Origin of the sequence: Sphingobacterium bovistauri, assembly GCF_020295405.1 — a bacterium.
GTDB lineage: Bacteria > Bacteroidota > Bacteroidia > Sphingobacteriales > Sphingobacteriaceae > Sphingobacterium > Sphingobacterium bovistauri.
The window spans coordinates 60,377-78,317 of record NZ_JADEYP010000016.1 but is presented as its reverse complement, the minus strand read 5'-3'; the positions used below and the strand labels follow the sequence as shown (position 1 = coordinate 78,317).

Below are 17,941 nucleotides of genomic sequence, written 5' to 3'. Positions count from 1 at the left end.
GCTGATAACTTATGATAGCAATCTGAAATTCTTAATTTCTTTTGGTGTTCCCAATAGATTTAAATTTTCATAATAAACATTTTCAACTTCAACATCTCGGTACTCATCAGGACTCATAATAGGAATACCCGAGATAATTGGATAGAAACGCTTGCATAAACTACAAGACAAACTTCCAGTGCGAACATCATGTTCTATAGTTTGCTCTATAACCTCTAGTTTTAAGTCAGCCCTATCGAAAGGACAACATAACTTATGTATTGTACTTATTTTCATAATTTGTATTTAATGCTTGGTAAAATTCATTTACAATCACTTTAGGGTCGTCTGCCTTCATTAATCCTGAAACGATAGCAATCCCCACATAATTAATACCATCCAACAACTTCATATTTTGAGGGGTAATTCCTCCTGCTAAAAAAATGGGAATTTTATACTGTCGCTGCACACATCTAATTAATTCCCTATCAACCAAAACACAGCGTGTATTATTTTCAGATGGAAACATAGAGCAAAAAGACAGATAATCGAGCTGATGCTTAGTTGCCCACTCCACTATATTTAGATCATTAGTACAGGTTACACCTAAAATTTTGTCCTTGAGTAGTTCGTTGATTGTATTCCACTCATTAGGAATATCATCAAAATGTACCCCATCAAAATCATAATCCTGCAATAGTTCATACTTATTATTAATCAGAATAGGGATATTATGCTGATGGACTACCTCTATTAACGAAATCATCAAATCTCTATTAGGTAATAAATTGTTATCCCATATTTGTACAGCCATTACCTGTTCTGATAAAAGATAATCTAATTTTCGAAGATCTCTGACAGCAAACGTTCGCATGTCAAGTATAACGTAAACTCCTTTTATATCGGAGTTATATTTTATTTTACGATAAGCCATTTTCAATTGATTTAGAAAAGACTTCCCAATATTTGTCCGCAGAAGGAGTCTGTAACTCATATTCACGATTATCGCTTATGATATACTTACCCTCCTGCTCTGAAAGAAACTTCCCAATTACTGTACATGGAATACCCTGTCTCTGTATTTGATTAATAATTATATCTTTCTTATCTGGCTTACAAGAAATCAACATACTACCAGCACCAATAGTAGATTTGGCATCCAAATCAAAAACATTAGCGATAGCCGTACTTTCCATAGAAACAAGAATTTTATCCGTATCGACACAAATTCCATTGTTTGATGCTGCTGCGAATTCATATGCAGCCCCTATTACACCACCTTCAGTCACGTCGTGCATAGCTGTTACTATTTTTGCGTGCTTATTAAGCATGCTGACAGTCTGAGCCTCTAACAATACAGAGATATTCCAAAAATTAAAAGAAGCTCTTTTTCCAATCTCTTTTTCCAATTTTGAATTCACAAAATTGGAAAATACCATAGCCAAAACAGAAGTTGCTGTTAGCCCTGCTGTTTTAGTCATCAGAAGCACATCTCCTTCTTCTGCTTGGGTGGAAGTTAGTATGTTTTCCATTTCGCCGACAGCAAATAATGTAAGTCCACCTGCCAATGTAGAATTATTGCCTGCAACAAAACTAGTATGGCCACCAGTAATGGCAATTTCCATTTTCTGTGCATACTGATGAATAAATTCACAATAGTGTTCAAACCCTCCTTTATCCACAAAATTTGGAAAACTAAGTACAAATTGTCCATACTGAGGTCGTAGTCCTGATGTAGCGATATCATTTGCAGCTAATTGTAAGGATAAAAACGCAGACGCGTCCATGCCAATTTGAGGTATAATGCTTAAAGGATCACTCGCTATGACCATACCCAAATTATCCGTAATTGATACGACTGAGCAATCCACACCATACGCAGGCCCCTGCATTACACTATCCCTAGCAAATCCTATTTTTTTTGAAAAAACAGTATCTACCAAGCTTTGATTTAATTTATTCATGGCTAATCCTCAAAATGTACAAACAAACCAAAAAAGTCCCCTATAGGAACAGACCATTGTTGGACTGGAAACCATTTAGGCAAGCCTGTACATGACCAATGAATTGTATACTTCCGGCCCATGAGTGCTTTGTCAATAACTTTGATTAAATTTTCAGGTGTGTAAAAATGTGCTGTCACGTAGAAAGGATTTCTTCCAAATACCTGTTGAATGCGTCTTCTAAAGAATTTAGGGGAATTACGATTCATCATTCCCATCACAATGCCGTGACGTGATACACGAGCAGCTTCTTGAATAACTTTTACAGGATCTCGGTAATATTCGAAAGTGGTAATAAAAGCCACACAGTCAAATGTATGATTCTTAAAGGGCATAAAATGCGAATCTGCCATCGCCAAATCCCCATCAAACAAATCTTTGGCTTGTGAAAGCATCAATGGCGAAATATCACCGCCAGTAGCAGAAATACCAACATCTTTCCACCATCGGGTAAAACGTCCAGTACCGCAACCAAACTCTAAAAGCTCCTTTATTCTTGGTTCTTTAGCTACTAATTCTCCTATGATTTTTTTTTGCCAGACTTCGGCTCTTTTATACCTTCCCTCATACCATTGTTCATACGTATCTGTATGTTCACGATTGAAGAACCATTCTGGTCGACCTTGCCAGTTTGATTTACGCTGAGGAATCAGCTCTTTTACATTTTGTCTTATTAATTCCATACGATATATTGAATAAAAAAAATACTCCATTCGTATGGATAAGACCAACCGAATGGAGTACAATAATATATCGTATCCTGCATCCCTACGTTGGCATTATCCAAATCAGGTTTCGGGTATAATCTCAGCTCTCCATAGAGGGCACCCCGTGCTATATTTTACTTATTAGCTTAAGTTTGAATCAATATTAGCCAATATTTTTCACACTATCAATTATTTAATTTTTCTTATGTTTTTTCAACTCCTTTTTACTCATCTCTTTGACAATTACCTCTTCATTCCATACAGCGGGATGTTTACTATGGTTGTCAAGAATAACTCCACCAGTAGCAGTCAAAAATTTTGGGGTTACAAATCCATATAAACTTTGATCATTACTGATATTCTTGCCTTCATTTACAAAAAGATCAGCAGCCTTTAGATACATAATGGAAAATGCAAATGAATATCTTTGATCTCCTCTTTTACTATTTTTCGCTAGTTCATCTTTTGGAAAGACAGTATCACCAGCTTTGACTTTTATACTGCCATTCTTCAACGCACCATAACTAGCTAATGTACCATCTTCATGCTCAATAATAATTTTGTTATTCTTTGATTTGAATGTTACATCATCCGTAAAATCTTCATTTCCGTCGATTACTTCTACAACCAACCCCTTTCTACTTGCTAACACACTTTCTTCAGCTTCTGTATAGAGATAATAACTCTTCCAATCTTTAGGTTCAACGTTACCAAAATATTTAGCGCTTAAGTAACTTGCCTCACCTACGTGCACCTCAACATTATCGTTATGAGGTAAAGCATAAATAAATTCAAAATTGACTTTGGGTAATAGCTTTCCTCTTATGCAACGATACGAATAAGAATAACTTACACTTTGTTCCTTATTTATGGGTTGTAGGGTTAACAACACCCCTGAATATCCTCTAGCTTGATACGTAGACCCTGATTCAGATGCATTAGATAGCGTTTTGAATTTAGTTTGAACCGTAAATGTTCCAGGATCACTTTTCGTGAAATTGAATTCAACAGATTTATCAGATTGTACATCTGCTGCTATTTCAATTTTTCCCTCTTGTGCACAAACTAAGTGAAACGATATACATAAAGCCAAAAGCAAAAAGCTAATTTTCTTTCTCATAAACAATGATACATAAAAAAGACTTAATCCAATTTTGAATTAAGTCTTATAATATTTTGTATGTAGCTAAAAATTTATTTCACCAATTCAGCTAAAGCCCTTTCTACTTTCTCAAAACCAAAATCTGATTTTACTTCGGCGAACATGCGTTGAATTTGATCATTACATAAGTTCCCAATACTTCCTTCGTGTGTATGGCTTACTTCTTTAGAAGGTTGAAAAGTTCCCTCTTCGATAGCTAATCCAATATTCTTGTAGGCTTCGCGGAATGGAATTCCTGTTAACACTTCATTGTTCACGACCTCTACTGAAAACAAGTAATCGTATTTAGGATCATCCAAAATATTGTTCTTGATTTCTATATTTTCCAACATGAAAGTCGCGATTTCCAAACATTCATTTAAAGATTGGAATGCAGGAAATAAGTTTTCTTTCAACAATTGCAAATCACGGTGATAGCCTACTGGAAGATTTGTCGTCATCATCGCAATCTCTGTAGGCAGAGCTTGAATCTTATTACAACGGCTACGAATCAATTCAAATACATCTGGATTTTTCTTGTGTGGCATGATGCTCGATCCCGTTGTCAAATGCGCTGGGAACGAAATAAATCCAAAGTTTTGATTGATGAACAACGTAACGTCCATAGCAAACTTGGCTAATGTAGCTGCAATAGAACTCATCGCCTGTGCCAAGATACGTTCGGTCTTACCACGTCCCATTTGTGCGTAAACGACATTGTAATTCAAATCTTCAAAGCCTAACAATTGTGTCGTCATTGTACGATTCAACGGAAAAGAAGAACCATAACCAGCTGCCGACCCCAACGGATTCTTATTGCAAACAGACCATGCTGCCTTCAGCATATGCAAATCATCGACTAAACTCTCTGCATACGCACCAAACCACAATCCAAATGACGATGGCATAGCGATCTGCAAGTGTGTATAACCTGGCATTAATACTGCTTTATACTGTTCGCTCAACTTTATTAATTGACTAAACAATACTTCGGTATTGTTAAAGATACTATGAATTTCCGAACGGAAATACAGCTTCAAGTCTACCAAAACTTGGTCATTACGCGAGCGACCAGAGTGGATTTTCTTACCTGCCTCACCTATACGCTGCGTCAACATCATTTCGACTTGAGAGTGTACATCTTCTACACTGTCTTCAATCTGAAATTGTCCTGCTTCGATTTCTTTGTATATATTTTTTAGTTCTTGTTGAACGGAAGCCAAATCCTCATCAGTCATTAAGCCGATGCTATTCAACATACGTGTGTGAGCTAGAGAACCCAACACATCAGCACCTGCTAAATGCATGTCCATCTCACGATCTTTACCTACCGTGAACGATTCAACAAAAGAATCTACGTCAATGTTTTTTTGCCAAATTTTCATTCAAAAGTTATTTTGAATCACAAAAATACCATAAATTTAGATATAACTTTTATAAACTTAATCTTTTAAGAGATGAGGAATTTACTAAACTTTCGTTTCAATCTCTTATGGGGTTTACGGAGTTCTGTATTGCTTGTCATTACATGAATAATCCCTGCGTTTTTTTTCATCGGGATGGATAATGCGTACACTTCCATTCCAGAAAATGAAATACCTATTTCATACAGAATAAAAGTATTCTTCGTAGGTGTGCCATTCTTATTTTCTTTAACTTTCTTAATTATAAAAACATTGAGGAATAAAGCACTAGACTAATACGTCGCCATCATTTGTTACATTTCTGCACTTAATAACATCTTTAATACAGTACAAAAAGATTGAAAGATAATAAATACCTTTATAGCGTATTATTTTAACCTATCGAAAATAAATGACAAAAAAATCGATTTTGTTTTTTGCGTGTCAACTAGCTTGGTTAACACCATTTGCGCAAGAAGTCTCGAAAACACTTGCTTGGCAGGATATTCCAAATTGGAATTATTTAAGAACAAACGGAGCTACACCATCTCCAGATGGCAAATGGTTAGCTTATGTTTCAGGACCAACCCAAGGTGATCTTACCTTGACTTTGCGCAGTACGCAAGATACAAGCAATTTTAATTATAAAATTGGGGGTGCGAGTACACCTATATTTTTCAATCAAAACGCACAGTATTTTAGCTTTTTTGAAAGCCCTAAATTTACGGAGATTAAGGCAAATGAGAAATCTCGTAGACCTTCTAGCAAAAAGTTGAAAATTGTAGCATTAAAAGACACCGCATCGGTATCCTTCGATAAGGTTCAGAGTTATAGCTTTTCAAATGAAGATAGCAAATGGGTCGCTATACGATTTGAAGGACAAGGGGCACCTGCGTCTCCAATGCAGGCATCTGCTGGAGCAAAAGGTTCTGACTTATTGTTATACAATTTAGCTACCAAAAAGAAATATAATCTAGGTAACGTAAGTGAATATAGCTTCAATAAATCGGGGCAATATTTAGCATATATCATTGATGCTAATGGCAAAAATGGGAATGGAATATTCTTGATGGATCTAAACACTGGTATTTCTAACGCCTTGAACAATGATGATGCAACTTTCTCAAGATTGTCTTGGAACAAAGAAGGGACTGCTTTTGCTCTATTAAAATCCAAAACGGACAAAAAATATAAAACACCAGTTTATACGTTATTAGGTGTCAAAAACATCAAAGCGCATAATGGAGATTTATTTACATATAGTGGATTGGATGAAAATCAAATTACTGCGGGATATGGTATTTCAGAAAACGCTACAGCGTATTGGAGTAAAGATCTAAAAACAATATTTTTTGGTGTAGCCAAACTAGAAAAAGCGGAAGAGCCTAAATCTACAGAAAAGAAAATAGACGATATCGCTAAGGCTGATGCAAAAAATGCAGCAGCCAAAGATTCCATTGCAGCAAAAAAAGATTCGGTACAAGTTGTAGCTAATACTAAACAACCTACACCTGCTAAAAAGCCAGTTGTCAATAAAAAGGATTTAGAAAAGCCTGATATGATTATCTGGAACTGGCAAGATAAGCGTTTGCAGCATGCACAGAAATTACAAGTACAGCGAGATAAGAATTTCACAACGATGAGTGCATGGCAAGTTGATGAAAATAAGTTTGTCTCTTTAGCAGACAGTACCATAAAATCTATCGCACTTTCACCAAATCAGTTAGTAGGTTATGGATTTGATTTCACGCCGTACGAATACGAAGCTAACTTAAATGGTCAAAGTTATGGTGATTTGTATATCATCGATATTAAGACTGGAAACAAACAATTAGCCTTCAAAAAATTGTACTTAAATGCAATGAGAGGTGTACGTTTCTCTCCTAATTCTGATTTCCTATTATTATATATCGATGGTCATTATCAGGTATTAAACACCAAAACCCTTGCTATCACAAATATTACGAAGAATATACCAGCCTCCTTCGTTGACATGTTGTCAGATCATAACGTTGAGAAAGTAGGAATAAATTCTTACGGATTCACTGCAGATAATAAATTCGTGCTTTTGCGTGATAATTTTGACTTATGGAAAGTTTCTATAGACGGAAAATCTGCTACTAAATTAACAGACAATTGGAAAGATAGTAAATTAACTACTGCTGGTTTTAACAATCTTTACGAAGATGATGATTTTATTGATTTGAAAAAAGATCAATATTTTATCGTCATGAATCAGGCAACCAAACAAAAAGGTGTAGCTCTTTTACCTGCAAACGGTAAAAAATTACAGGTTTTGAAATTGGATGACATAAATTTTGGTGGCATAAGAAAACCAAAAAACAGCAATAACTTATTCTATACTATAGAAAAATCAAATGTTGCTCCTGAATTCTTTGTCTCAGCGGATAAGAATTTAGCACAAGAAAAACAATTGACCAATAACACTTCTGATAAACAAAAAGGTGTTTTATCTGCTGGTTCTAAATTGATCACTTATATCTCCGATCACGGTGACACTTTACAAGCTACATTATATTTACCTGCAAATTATGTAGAAGGAAAATCATACCCTACCATTACATATATTTACGAAAGATTGACCGACGAAAAGAATAATTATTCTCAACCGACTTATCCAGGAGGTGGTTTCAACAGAGCAATGTATACAAACAATGGCTATGCGGTATTGATGCCAGACATCAAATATAAATTGAATGATCCAGGGATGTCTGCTGTAGCATGTGTGGTACCAGCTGTAAAAGCAGCCATCTCTACAGGTATTGTTGACGAGAAAAATGTAGCGATACACGGTCACTCGTGGGGAGGTTACCAGACTTCATTCTTAATTACGCAGACTAACATTTTCAAAGCTGCGGTTGCCGGAGCACCATTGACCAACATGATATCGATGTATTCTTTGGTTTATTGGAATTCAGGTTCTTCAAACCAAAGTATCTTTGAATCTAGTCAAGGTCGTTTGACAACTGGATATTGGGACAATTGGGATGCTTATGTACGTAATTCACCTATTTACCATATCAAAAAGGTAAATACACCTTTGATCATCATGCATAATGATAAAGATGGTGCGGTGGATTATACCCAAGGTGTAGAATATTACAACAGCTTACGTCGTCTGAATAAACCTGTCGTAATGCTTACTTATAACGGTGAAAATCATGGTTTGGTAAAAGAAGTCAACAAGAAAGACTATGCCGTACGCATGATGGAATATTTTGATTATTACTTGAAAGGAAAACCAGCACCAGACTGGTGGGCAAAAGGAATAGATTATATAGATCTTCCAAAGCACTTAGAAGATCGTGCCTTCTAAAAATGGAAAGGGCTAGTCATTGACTAGCCCTTTTTTAATATATTGAATAACAAAAAACTAAAACTTATAGTTAAATCATTTTATTTTTGCATTTCTAACATGAAATAGTAAACATTTCCACTATTTTTATGTTATTATTTCAGTGTTAACATTATTTAAGTAGATAAACTCAGGTTTGAACAAATTTACCCGTGTCGCTGTACGTATTTTCCTTTGGATAATAGGCTCCATTATAGCCCTATTATTATTGATCGTATTTTTAATACGACTTCCTTCCGTTCAAAATTATATTGCCGGTAAAGTATCAAATTATCTTGAAACTAAGATTGGAACTCCTGTTGATATTGGCTATGTGAATATCACATTTCCCAAGATGTTGGTACTTGAAAATGTATATTTTGAAGATCAATCACGTGACACATTAGTGGCGGGTGAAAAGATAAAAGTGGACATCGATATGTTCAAAATCCTCAAGAACACTATTGAAGTGCAAGAGATTCAATTAGTGGGTATTACATCTAAAATAAAACGCAGTGCTCCAGATGGTAACTTTAATTTTGACTATATCGTAAAAGCATTTGCTTCAGAAAAAGAAAGCACCCCTACCGCTACTGATACTGCCTCAGCCTTAATTTTTAACCTAGATAAAGTTGGCCTAGAAAAAATTCATTTTGTCTATACAGATGACATGATCGGGACCTCGGCTGCTATCCGATTAAATAAATTAGAAACGCGTGTCAAAACTTTTGATCTTGCAGACAATATGACTTTTGATCTTCCTAAGATTGATATCGATGGTCTATCAGCAGTAATCAAACAGTGGGCACCAATTACGAAAGCAAAGGAAGTAAATCCCGAAGATTTTGGTATAACAGATGCCTCTGCAAACACAACTTCTCTACTACCTAATTTAGGCACAGAAACCATTTTGCTAAAAAACATATTCATCAAATACGAAGATGCTTCTTCAGCGATGAAGAGCAAATTTGATATTAAGAATCTTTCGGCGAATGTAGAGCAGATTGATTTAAACAAAGAAGTAGTCAAATTAAAAGAGATTATTCTAGATCAATCCGACTCTTACGTGATCTTTGATAAGTTAACTAAAGTCAAGGAGAAACAAGATACATCAAGTACACCAATAAATTGGGTCGTTTCCGCAGATAAAATAGCCGTAGACAAAACCAACTTTTTGTTCAGAGATGATAACCAATCAAGGATGAAAGGATTTGACTACAGTAATATTGGAATTAAAGATTTAGCTGGTGCGATAAACAACATTTATTACTCAAATGACTCAATTTCAGGTGACGTTACGAACATAACAGCAAAGGATCATTCAGGGTTGTACCTCAAACAACTTAAAGGAGATTTTGTCTATGACAACACAGGAGCTGTTATAGAAAACTTACTCGTACAAACTCCGAATACCACCATCCAAGATTACATAAAAATCTCTTATCCATCGTTAGATGCGCTTTCAAAATATCCGCAATTAGTTAATATCGACGCACGTATTAAGAAAACGCAAATCGATATGAAGGATATCAAGTTCTTTGCACCTGATTTGGAAAAAATGGATGTGATGAAGCCATTAATGACCCGAAAATTTTATATTGATGGAAGGGTCGTTGGTCGCTTAGATGATTTGAACATTCCGAATCTTGAATTCAAGACATTGGATAAAACGCATATCATCGCTTCAGCTAAGATAAAGGGACTTCCTAATACCGACAAGCTAAACATTGATCTTAATCTAAAAAAATTAACAACTGGAAAAGGTGATTTGGATCGCTTGGTCGCTAAATCACTCTTACCAAAAGATATGAAAATTGAGTTTCCAAACTCAATCTCATTGGCAGGAACATTCAAAGGAGGTCTAACAGGCTTCGATGCAAACATGAAACTCATCACAGACAAAGGTAATGCTTCTGTGAATGGTTTTCTCCAAATGAGCAAACGCGATACGACCTACGATGCACAAGTTTCGATAGACAATTTCAATTTAGGACATCTACTAAAACAAGATTCAGTATTGGGAATAATTTCCGCAAATGCACAAATCAAAGGTAGGGGATTGAATCCTAAAACTATGGCAGCCGATGTCAAAGGAACAATCAACCGTTTCGATGCCATGGGATACGCGTATCATGACATCAATCTAGATTTAATGGCACAAAGTGGGGATATTGCGGGGTCTGTACATAGTACTGATCCTAATATTCGATTCAGAGCAAATCTTGCTGCTGATATGCGTGACACCTACCCCAAAGTGAAAATGAATATGATGATTGATTCTGTCAATCTTCAAAATTTGAAATTAATAGATGATAATTTCCGTTACCATGGAAAAATAGACGCTGATTTTGAGACAGCAGACCTCAATCACCTTAACGGAAAATTACATATTTCACAATCATCAATTGCCTACAATGATCAACGATATGCCCTAGACACGATTTCTTTAATTGCAAAGGCAGATACATCACGCAATATGTTGATGCTACGGTCTGAATTCGTACGTGCACACTTGGTAGGCAAATATAAGCTAACAGAGTTAGGCGCATCCATGCAAGATGTTGTCCGTGTTTATTATAACCCTAATAATGAACCTCCAAAACAGCTAAAATATGATGCGCAGAATTTTGAATTTTCAGCAACGCTAACACACTCTCGCTTCTTAAAAGATTTCCTTCCTGATTTGGAAAGAATGAATAATATTACCCTCGATGGTACATTTGATAGCCAACAAAAGAGTATTATGGCTAAACTCCTTGCTCCACGTGTTATTTATGGTGGAATTGAGGTGGATAGATTAGGGATGGATATCATTACTGTAGATAGTACATTGTATTATTCGGCTTTGATCGATAAGATTAAAATGAATCAAATCGAGCTTAAAAATACCGTACTAAGTGGGCAAGCTATAGAGAATAATCTTGATTTTGGACTATGGATAAAAGATAAAGAAGACAAAGACAGGTATCATTTGGGGGCACGAATGGGAGTAGAAAATGGTAATTACTTATTAAGTCTATTGGAAGACGGCTTAATGCTAAACTATGACACTTGGCAAACCAGCCAAAACAACCAATTAAGCTTTGGTAAGGACGGTATTCGTGCACATGATTTTGTGTTGAACAATAATGGACAAGAATTACGTATTCAATCGCAAGATTCTACACTAAATGCACCTATTGACATTCTATTTAACAACTTCCGTATAGAGACACTAAGTGAAATATTGGAGTCCGACACTTGGAATGTTGGTGGAGGAATAAATGGTACAGCGACAGTATCCCGTTTAGATACTAAGCCTGTGTTTGTTTCTGATTTGGAAATCAAAAAATTCTATTTCGGTCAAGATACGGTAGGTAACGTATTAGTGAATGTGCATAATCAAAAAGAAAATACATTTTCGGCTGATGTACAAATAATTGAAAATGGTAATGATGTAAGACTGTTAGGGGAATATTTTGCACCACTTCAAGGCAAACCATCATTTAAAGCTAAACTGAACCTTTCGCCACTAAAAATGAAAACCATTCAGGCTTTCAGCATGGGCTACCTTCAAAATTCAGAAGGAGATCTAACAGGTGAACTTGATATTACAGGTAATTTAGATAACCCAATAATCAATGGAGATTTAATCTTTAATAAGGCAAAAATTAACGTTGCAATGCTCAACGCGGATTTCTTAATGGATAATCAAAAAATAAGCTTTACCAACCAAGGGTTACAATTCAAGCAATTCTTATTGAAAGATGGCAAAGGTAACGAGGCTAAATTGAACGGAAAAATCTTAACCAAAACATATACGGATTTCGATTTCAATCTCAATTTGACTACGAATAATTTTGCTGCCGTTAATTCAACTCGTAAAGACAATGATCTTTTCTACGGTAAATTATATGTCACATCTAACATCCGAATTCGTGGAGACCTTGATAAACCTGCGATTGACGGAAATGTAGCTGCAAATCAAAACACAGATTTTGTCTTTATAGTGCCTAATGATAATCCAGGAATTGCGGAACGTGATGGTGTTGTAAAATTCGTGGACAAAAGTGATACCGCGCGAAATAATGTCTTTGCAAAATTAGACTCTATGACGACCGCCACACGTCTAAAAGGGATGGACTTATCTTTAAATCTCAACACAGATCGGGATGCTAAATTCAAAATCATTATAGATGAAGGTTCGCAAGATGCCCTAAATATACAAGGCGTAGCAGAGTTAACAACTACTATTGATGCTAGTGAAAAGATTACAATGTCGGGAACTTTTACCGTCGAAGATGGTAATTATTCCTTTAATTTTGGTCCAATCAAGAAAGAATTTGACTTTCAAAAAGGCAGTACTATCACCTGGAATGGAGACCCTCTGGATGCACGTTTGGATATTACAGCCTTGTATAAAGGACGCTTCCCTACCCTGGATTTAGTAGCCAACCAGTTGGGAACTGAAGGCTCTAATTTATACAAACAACGTATTCCGTTCGATGTAAAATTGATTCTTACAGGCGAACTATTTAAACCTGCAATTGCTTTTGATATCGATCTAGATGAAAATAACGCTATAGTATCCCAAGATGTGGTATCCAAAGTAAATAATGCCTTGGTCGCCTTACGTGATGACCCAGCAGAATTAAACAAACAGGTATTCTCATTGATTATTATGGGAAGATTTATGTCTGCTAATCCATTTGAAAGTCTTTCAGGTGGTGGAGGTGTAGAAGGGATTGCACGTAGCTCGGTAAGTTCATTCTTAACAAGTCAATTGAATAATTTGGCTTCTGATCTTATAAAAGGTATAGAGTTGGATTTCAATTTGCAATCTGAACAAGATTATCTTTCAGGATCAGCTCAAAACAGAACAGATTTGAATGTCGGGATATCAAAGATGTTATTTGATGATCGCTTAAAAATCACTATTGGTTCCAATTTCGAGGTTGAGGGAAAAACACGTCCAGGAGAAAAACCTAACAATATTGCTGGTGATATTTCGTTAGATTATCAACTTTCAAAAGATGGTAGATACTTTGCACGTGTATATCGTAAAAATCAATACCAGGCGACTTTACAAGGTCAATTTGTCGAAACAGGTATTGGTTTCATTATCAACATGAGTTACAATCAGTTTAAAGAATTATTCATGAATGAAAGGGCTCTTGCAGCTTATACGGATCCTAATAACAGTAGCTTCCGAAGAAGATTTAATGTAGAGCGTATGGAAACAGATTCTGTATATCGGGATAGTGTGCGTTTGGTAATTCGTGATAGTATGTTGAAACATAACCCTACCTATCGTAAACGTATTGAAGAACAAAAAAAGAAAGAAGAATTGAATAAAACTCCTGTAGATTCGACAGAAAACGATACGACTACTAATATCAAATCAATTAAAGATACCGCTATTCGAAATGAAGATGAAGAAAGGAGATCGAATGAGATGTAAAAATTTAGGTTTGATATGTATAGCTATCCTATGTTGCTATATGATGTCTTGTAGCACAACAAAACACCTTCCTGAAGGAGAAAAACTGTATGTTGAAGGTGACGTACAATTAGAGATGGATAGTACTGTTGATGCTGAACGTAAACAACAATTTGAAGAGCATCTTGAAGGATTGGTCATGCCCAAACCGAATAAAAAAGCTTTTGGTGCAAAATGGAAATTAATGTTTTGGAATGCTGGTGGTGGCTATGATACTTCTTCAACCTTCTTTCAACGCATATTAAAAAAGCGTGGAGAAGAGCCTGTATTGTTAAGTGATGTTAATAGAGAATATAACGAAAATTTATTACGTAACCGTCTAGAAAATTTAGGCTTTTTTAATGCGACAGTAAGCTCTGATACAAGTATTGATGGAAAACTGGCTAAGGTTATTTATACTGGTGTACCGCGCAAAATTTACAGAATCGACACCGTAATTTTCAATATTGACTCTGCAAGTAATATAGGTAAAGATATTGCAGCCTCTAAATCAGAGTCTTTATTAAAAAAAGGGGCTAACTACAATTTGGATGTGATTCTTAATGAGCGTGACCGCATAGACAATGATTTAAAAAACAAAGGTTATTACTACTTTAATCCAGATAATATTTTAGTAGAAGTAGATAGTACTATAGGAGACCACAAAGTCAATACTTATGTTACTTTAAAACCGGAGATATCTGCCCAAGCCAAAGAACCTCAAAAGATTGGAGATATTTTCATTTATCCAAACTATACTTTGACTTCCCAAGGCTATAGTAGAAGACCTAACACGGAATATTTAGAACTTTTTAACGACAATTATTACATTATTGACCGTAACAATACGTTTAGAAAAAAAGTAATCGCAAATCATATTTTCTTTAAAAAAGGTCAAGAATACAATCGTCATGATCACAACTTAACTATTAATCATTTAGTCAATCTGAATGCTTTTAAATTTGTTAAAAACAGCTTTGAACCCAATCCGGATTCCGCTAATACCTTGGACGTATATTACCACTTGACGCCACTACCCAAAAAGTCCCTTCGCTTGGAGCTTTTGGCAAAAACAGCTACGGTATACAATGGCTCTGAAGCTAACTTGACATGGACGCTTCGTAATGCTTTTAAGGGCGCTGAGACAGTATCATTTAATGTTTTTGGTGGTTATGAAACCCAAACAGGTGGTAATGTGAATTTGAATTCATCTTATTATCGCTATGGAGCAGAAATGGCTATTACATGGCCTAGATTATTAACCTTATATAAATGGAGCCCTGGTCGACGTTTTATTCCGAAGACCTACCTTAAATTTGGCTACGAATTTTTAAATCGTCGAACAGCTTATACGCTTAATTCATCCACACTAAACTATGGATACATGTGGAAGGAAAATGAGCAAAAACAACATGATTTGACATTAGCAGAAATCATCTACGTGCAGCCTCGAAATATATCGGAAGCTTATCAAGCGCAGATGGATACTATCCCCACGTTACGTCGGATCGTGGAGCCACAGTTTTCTTTTGGTCCAAATTACACCTATACATTTACAAACACTATGGAAGAAGCGCGAAAAAACACGTTCTACTTCAAAGGTGGTATGAATCTTTCAGGAAATGTATTAGGCCTTATTCAAGGCGCGAGCTATAAAAACGATAATCAAAAAGAACTATTCGGCACTAAATACAGTCAATTTGTAAAAGTTGAAGCCGATGGTCGTCATTATTTAAAATTAGGTCAACATGCACAATTAGCTTCGCGGGTTATGTTGGGCATGAGTTATTCTTATGGTAACTCAGCCTCCTTACCTTATTTGAAACAATTTTATTCAGGTGGTCCTAATGGTTTACGCGCTTTCCGTGCGAGAGCAGTGGGGCCAGGATCAGCAGTTCCTGAAAATATTGGTGAAGACAATTTCTTTGCGGATCAGACTGGTGATTATAAATTAGAAATAAACACGGAATACCGCAATCGCATCGTAGATTTTGGAGTAGGTATTTTAAATTGGGCAGCTTTCATCGATGCTGGTAATATTTGGTTACAGAATAGAGATGATGGAAAATTGGGCGGAAAACTTTCGAAAGAATTCTTATCTGAATTAGCCATCGGAGCTGGAGCGGGTCTTCGTTTCGATTTCACCTTTTTAATTATTCGTACAGATTTAGCCTTACCTATACGTGTTCCATATTATCCAAAAAATGATCGTTGGGTAATAAAAGATATTGATTTCAAAAGTTCAAATTGGAGGCGTGATAATTTGGTCTTCAATTTAGCTATAGGATATCCTTTCTAATCAGAAAGGATATTTTATTTTCAGACATACCTTCATTAAATCATTGAGAATGATTATATTTAATAGTATAAATAATCCTCCTTGAAATATGAAAATAACAGTTATCGGTGCAGGAGCTGTGGGTGCCACTACCGCAGACAATATTGCTAGAAAGAATTTTGCTGAAGAAGTAATTTTATTGGATATCAAAGAAGGTTTTGCTGAAGGTAAAGCCCAAGATATGATGCAAACAGCTGCATTATTAGGCTTTGACACCAAAATAAAAGGGGTGACAAATGATTATCTTCAAACTGCTGGTTCTTCGATAGCAGTAATTACATCAGGGATACCACGCAAACCAGGAATGACACGTGAGGAATTGATCGGTACTAATGCTAATATTGTAAAAGGTGTAGTGGACAATCTTGTCAAATACTCTCCTGATATCATCATAATTGTAGTTTCTAATCCGATGGATACAATGACATATCTTGCATACAAGTCATCTGGTCTTCCTAAAAATAGAATAATTGGTATGGGCGGTGCGCTAGATTCATCACGTTTCAAATACCAATTGGCCAATAAACTGAATGCCTCTCCTGGCGATTTGAATGCTATTGTTATTGGAGGTCATGGTGATACAACTATGATTCCACTAATCAACAAAGCCACTTGGAACAGTATTCCTGTAAAAGACTTTCTGGAGGAAAATGAGAAAGAAGAAATTGTACAGAAAACAATGGTAGGTGGAGCTACCCTAACTGCATTAATAGGTACTTCTGCATGGTATGCTCCTGGAGCAGCTACCGCAGCTATGGTGGAAAGTATTGCTTTAAATCAAAATAAATTATTCACTGCTTCTGTCTATTTAGAGGGAGAATTAGACGAAAGTGACATTTGTATAGGTGTTCCTGTGATTATCAACAAAAATGGTTGGGATAAAGTAGTTCCAATTCAATTGGATGAAGAAGAGAAGGCTAAATTCAAAGCAAGTGCCACTGCTGTTCGTGCGATGAATGCCGTCTTAACAGAAAGCAATATAATATAATACGCTTAATAAACTTTCTATTATATTTGAGAGGACTATACAAAATAGTCCTCTTTTTATTTAGTTACTAGACATTACATGAAGATTATTCCGTTCGAAATATTAACCCTACAACAAGAGGGATATCATATTATTCTACATATCGAATTATTAGACAAAAAATTCAAAATGGTCTTGGATACAGGCGCTTCGAAAACTGTATTGGACAGAAATACATTATTAGAGGCTGGGATTGACGAACAAAAATTGAAGGAGACTAGTATTCTATCCTCAGGCTTAGGAACGAATGAAATGCAATCAGCTATATTCACTTTACCCTATCTAAAAATAGCAGATTGGGAATGCAAGAAATTTGAAGTGGCTGTCCTGGATCTATCTACTATCAACTACGCATATAGCCAAATTGACGCTGATCCAGTTGTTGGTGTACTTGGAGGAGATATTCTTCATTCCTATGGAGCAATCATAAATTATAAAAAGAAAACACTTCATTTGAACGAAAAAAGAAGAAAGTTGGCGGAGTAAAGTATTTAAAAAGGCTTGAACTCACATTGTTCAAGCCTTTTTAA

General features: G+C 35.7%; 11 protein-coding genes and 1 riboswitch. Of the genes, 5 read left to right on the top strand and 6 right to left on the bottom strand.

The window, feature by feature from the left end; all coding sequences use genetic code 11:
• Window positions 1-9: 9 nt before the first annotated feature.
• The 6 genes from IPZ78_RS09985 to argH form a co-directional block, all read right to left on the bottom strand.
• On the bottom strand, window positions 10-276 hold the full coding sequence (locus IPZ78_RS09985) for a Trm112 family protein (protein WP_225553245.1): 267 nt from the start codon (window positions 274-276) through the stop codon (window positions 10-12).
• Window positions 254-913 (bottom strand): thiamine phosphate synthase, encoded by a 660-nt coding sequence (locus tag IPZ78_RS09980; RefSeq protein ID WP_225553242.1) that lies wholly within the window; start codon window positions 911-913, stop codon window positions 254-256. Before IPZ78_RS09980 ends, IPZ78_RS09985 begins: the two co-directional genes overlap by 23 nt.
• Complete coding sequence (locus IPZ78_RS09975; protein WP_225553240.1) at window positions 900-1,943, bottom strand: AIR synthase-related protein; 1,044 nt, start codon at window positions 1,941-1,943, stop codon at window positions 900-902. Before IPZ78_RS09975 ends, IPZ78_RS09980 begins: the two co-directional genes overlap by 14 nt.
• 2 nt (window positions 1,944-1,945) lie before the next feature.
• Entirely contained in the window at window positions 1,946-2,665 is a 720-nt protein-coding gene (locus IPZ78_RS09970) for a class I SAM-dependent methyltransferase (protein ID WP_225553238.1), read from the bottom strand.
• Between the two features lie 65 nt (window positions 2,666-2,730).
• Window positions 2,731-2,824: riboswitch (TPP riboswitch) on the bottom strand.
• Between the two features lie 58 nt (window positions 2,825-2,882).
• Window positions 2,883-3,809, bottom strand: coding sequence for a M23 family metallopeptidase (locus IPZ78_RS09965; RefSeq protein WP_225553236.1), 927 nt, complete (start codon window positions 3,807-3,809; stop codon window positions 2,883-2,885).
• A 74-nt stretch (window positions 3,810-3,883) separates the two neighbouring features.
• Window positions 3,884-5,215: an argininosuccinate lyase gene (argH, locus tag IPZ78_RS09960; protein WP_225553234.1), complete on the bottom strand. Its 1,332-nt coding sequence runs from the start codon at window positions 5,213-5,215 to the stop codon at window positions 3,884-3,886.
• Between the two features lie 430 nt (window positions 5,216-5,645).
• Between argH and IPZ78_RS09955 the strand changes: the two genes are divergently transcribed.
• The 5 genes from IPZ78_RS09955 (at window position 5,646) to IPZ78_RS09935 (ending at window position 17,897) form a co-directional block, all read left to right on the top strand.
• Window positions 5,646-8,570, top strand: coding sequence for an alpha/beta hydrolase family protein (locus IPZ78_RS09955; RefSeq protein WP_225553233.1), 2,925 nt, complete (start codon window positions 5,646-5,648; stop codon window positions 8,568-8,570).
• 175 nt (window positions 8,571-8,745) lie between these two features.
• On the top strand, window positions 8,746-14,028 hold the full coding sequence (locus tag IPZ78_RS09950) for a translocation/assembly module TamB domain-containing protein (protein WP_225553231.1): 5,283 nt from the start codon (window positions 8,746-8,748) through the stop codon (window positions 14,026-14,028).
• Window positions 13,994-16,345 carry a translocation and assembly module lipoprotein TamL gene (gene tamL, locus IPZ78_RS09945; RefSeq protein ID WP_225553228.1) on the top strand — a complete coding sequence of 784 codons (2,352 nt, stop codon included), beginning with the start codon at window positions 13,994-13,996 and terminating at the stop codon, window positions 16,343-16,345. Before IPZ78_RS09950 ends, tamL begins: the two co-directional genes overlap by 35 nt.
• An 88-nt stretch (window positions 16,346-16,433) precedes the next feature.
• Window positions 16,434-17,372 carry a malate dehydrogenase gene (locus tag IPZ78_RS09940; RefSeq protein ID WP_225553226.1) on the top strand — a complete coding sequence of 313 codons (939 nt, stop codon included), beginning with the start codon at window positions 16,434-16,436 and terminating at the stop codon, window positions 17,370-17,372.
• Window positions 17,373-17,450: 78 nt separating this feature from the next.
• Complete coding sequence (locus IPZ78_RS09935; RefSeq protein WP_225553224.1) at window positions 17,451-17,897, top strand: retropepsin-like aspartic protease; 447 nt, start codon at window positions 17,451-17,453, stop codon at window positions 17,895-17,897.
• Window positions 17,898-17,941: the final 44 nt, after the last annotated feature.

What these genes read in the sequence shown, in the direction of transcription:
- IPZ78_RS09955 (WP_225553233.1), top strand. Translation starts at nt 5,646, where the DNA reads ATGACAAAAAAATCGATTTTGTTTTTTGCGTGTCAACTAGCTTGGTTA.
- IPZ78_RS09935 (WP_225553224.1), top strand. Translation starts at nt 17,451, where the DNA reads ATGAAGATTATTCCGTTCGAAATATTAACCCTACAACAAGAGGGATAT.
- tamL (WP_225553228.1), top strand. Translation starts at nt 13,994, where the DNA reads ATGAAGATGAAGAAAGGAGATCGAATGAGATGTAAAAATTTAGGTTTG.
- IPZ78_RS09965 (WP_225553236.1), bottom strand. Translation starts at nt 3,809, where the DNA reads ATGAGAAAGAAAATTAGCTTTTTGCTTTTGGCTTTATGTATATCGTTT.
- argH (WP_225553234.1), bottom strand. Translation starts at nt 5,215, where the DNA reads ATGAAAATTTGGCAAAAAAACATTGACGTAGATTCTTTTGTTGAATCG.
- IPZ78_RS09985 (WP_225553245.1), bottom strand. Translation starts at nt 276, where the DNA reads ATGAAAATAAGTACAATACATAAGTTATGTTGTCCTTTCGATAGGGCT.
- IPZ78_RS09980 (WP_225553242.1), bottom strand. Translation starts at nt 913, where the DNA reads ATGGCTTATCGTAAAATAAAATATAACTCCGATATAAAAGGAGTTTAC.
- IPZ78_RS09940 (WP_225553226.1), top strand. Translation starts at nt 16,434, where the DNA reads ATGAAAATAACAGTTATCGGTGCAGGAGCTGTGGGTGCCACTACCGCA.
- IPZ78_RS09975 (WP_225553240.1), bottom strand. Translation starts at nt 1,943, where the DNA reads ATGAATAAATTAAATCAAAGCTTGGTAGATACTGTTTTTTCAAAAAAA.
- IPZ78_RS09970 (WP_225553238.1), bottom strand. Translation starts at nt 2,665, where the DNA reads ATGGAATTAATAAGACAAAATGTAAAAGAGCTGATTCCTCAGCGTAAA.